Source organism: Mesorhizobium sp. M7A.F.Ca.CA.002.05.1.1 (genome assembly GCF_003998335.1).
In the GTDB taxonomy this organism is placed as follows: Bacteria; Pseudomonadota; Alphaproteobacteria; order Rhizobiales; family Rhizobiaceae; genus Mesorhizobium.
The window spans coordinates 1-1,521 of the sequence record NZ_RZQI01001171.1; the positions used below are offsets into that span (position 1 = coordinate 1).

2 protein-coding genes are annotated in these 1,521 nt (G+C 60.8%); both read right to left on the minus strand.

From position 1 onward, the window contains the following. Nucleotides 1-96 precede the first annotated feature (96 nt). The gene (locus EN939_RS33770; RefSeq protein ID WP_013529780.1) at nucleotides 97-765 is read right to left on the minus strand and encodes a response regulator transcription factor; all 669 of its coding nucleotides are present in this window, start codon (nucleotides 763-765) and stop codon (nucleotides 97-99) included. 222 nt (nucleotides 766-987) lie between these two features. Next, nucleotides 988-1,518, minus strand: a complete 531-nt coding sequence (locus tag EN939_RS33775) for a transglycosylase SLT domain-containing protein (protein WP_031212805.1) — start codon at nucleotides 1,516-1,518, stop codon at nucleotides 988-990. Nucleotides 1,519-1,521 lie beyond the last annotated feature (3 nt).

Consider the following 1,521-nt stretch of genomic DNA (forward strand, 5'->3'; position numbering starts at 1 on the left):
ATTCCGTAGAGGCTCATCGAAACGTCTCCGCTGTGTCCATGCTGCTGGCTACGAGGCTACGCATGTTTTCTTGCGCGAGGCTGGCGCGGCGCTGCATCAGAAGACGAGCCGGTAGCCGAGGAAACGCTTGGAATCGATCGGGTCGGTGCCCAGCTTCTCGCGCAGCTTCTTGCGCAGTTTGCTGATGTGGCTTTCCACCACGTTCTCCTCGACCTCTTCGTCGAAGATGCCGTAGATGGCGTTGAAAACCTGGGTCTTGGTGACACGGCGCCCGCGATTGCTCGCCAGATATTCGAGGATGCGGCGTTCACGGCGCGGCAGGGGGAGGGGCTGACCGTCGATCTCGGGGTCGCGGCCATCCATGAAGATGCGCATGGCGCCGATCTCGGTGTAGGCGACGTCTTCCTGGGCGCGGCGGCGGATGGCGGTGATGCGGGCCAGGATCTCGCGGATATGGACGGGCTTGCGAATGACGTCGTCGACGCCGCTCTCGAACAACCGGAGCGTGTTCTCCAGCGAATGCTGTTCGCTGAGCGCAATCACCGGGGCGCCGGTGCGGTCGCGGATCTGGCGCGGAGAGATGGAACCCTCGCGGCAGTCGCCGATGAGGAAGGCCCTGACCGAGCGCAGATCGGTGTCTGCGGCAGAGTTCACCCACTCACCGAATTCGCCGGACGCAAAGCCTGCACAGGCGATGCCCTCACGATCGAAAAGTGAATTGTATCCCTCTGTTACGAGCTCGCGCTCGTCAACGATCACAATCATCGGCCCCGCCTTCCGAATCAAATCATTTGCCCCGTGAAGAGAGGCGTATCCGCTGGCGGGAATCCTGAACAACCGTCATTTCTTGTAGCTAGTTTCTTGGGAGTCTGGAATCGTTTCGGTTGCATTAGCGGGCGGCCAGATGTGCTTTCGGCGGCAAGTTCTGACCAAGTCAAACCAACAATTCGGGTTGTACGGTTTGTCTATTAGTAACGGGAAATGCGCTTACGGGTTGCAGAATCCGCGGGCGTTCGCGGTCCATTTTCCAAAGCCGGTGGCGACCATGTTGGCAATGACGCGGCAGACATAGATCTTCTGCGCCGGGTCGTTGTCGGGACCGGCATGATAGCGGGCCACGGCCATAGACCAGGTCTCGTGACGGGCATGAAGGCTGGCCAGGAAGCGCGCCGCATAGTCGACGTTCTGGCGTGGGTCGAGCATGTCCTCGACGCTGCGAAAATGCGATGCGTGGTAGTGGTGATTGATCTGCATGCAGCCCAGATCGATCAGGGTCTTGCCCTCGCGCCGGGCATTGGCGAAGGCGGCAAGGGCCTCGGTCCGGCTCCTCGGAAAGACTGCTTTTCCTTCTATATTCAAGGCATTGGGTTGAAGGCTGCCCTTGTTTCCGGTCTCCGTCAGGCCAACGGCATAGAGGATGCCGGCGGGTACGCCATAACGATCCGCGGCGCGCAGGATCTCCGGCTCGCAGGGGTTGGCCGCGGCTGCGGCGGCGTTTGCCGCGCTAGATAAAGATATCGC

Excerpts from the sequence above, each read along its gene's own strand:
- EN939_RS33770 (WP_013529780.1), bottom strand. The coding sequence starts at position 765 with ATGATTGTGATCGTTGACGAGCGCGAGCTCGTAACAGAGGGATACAAT.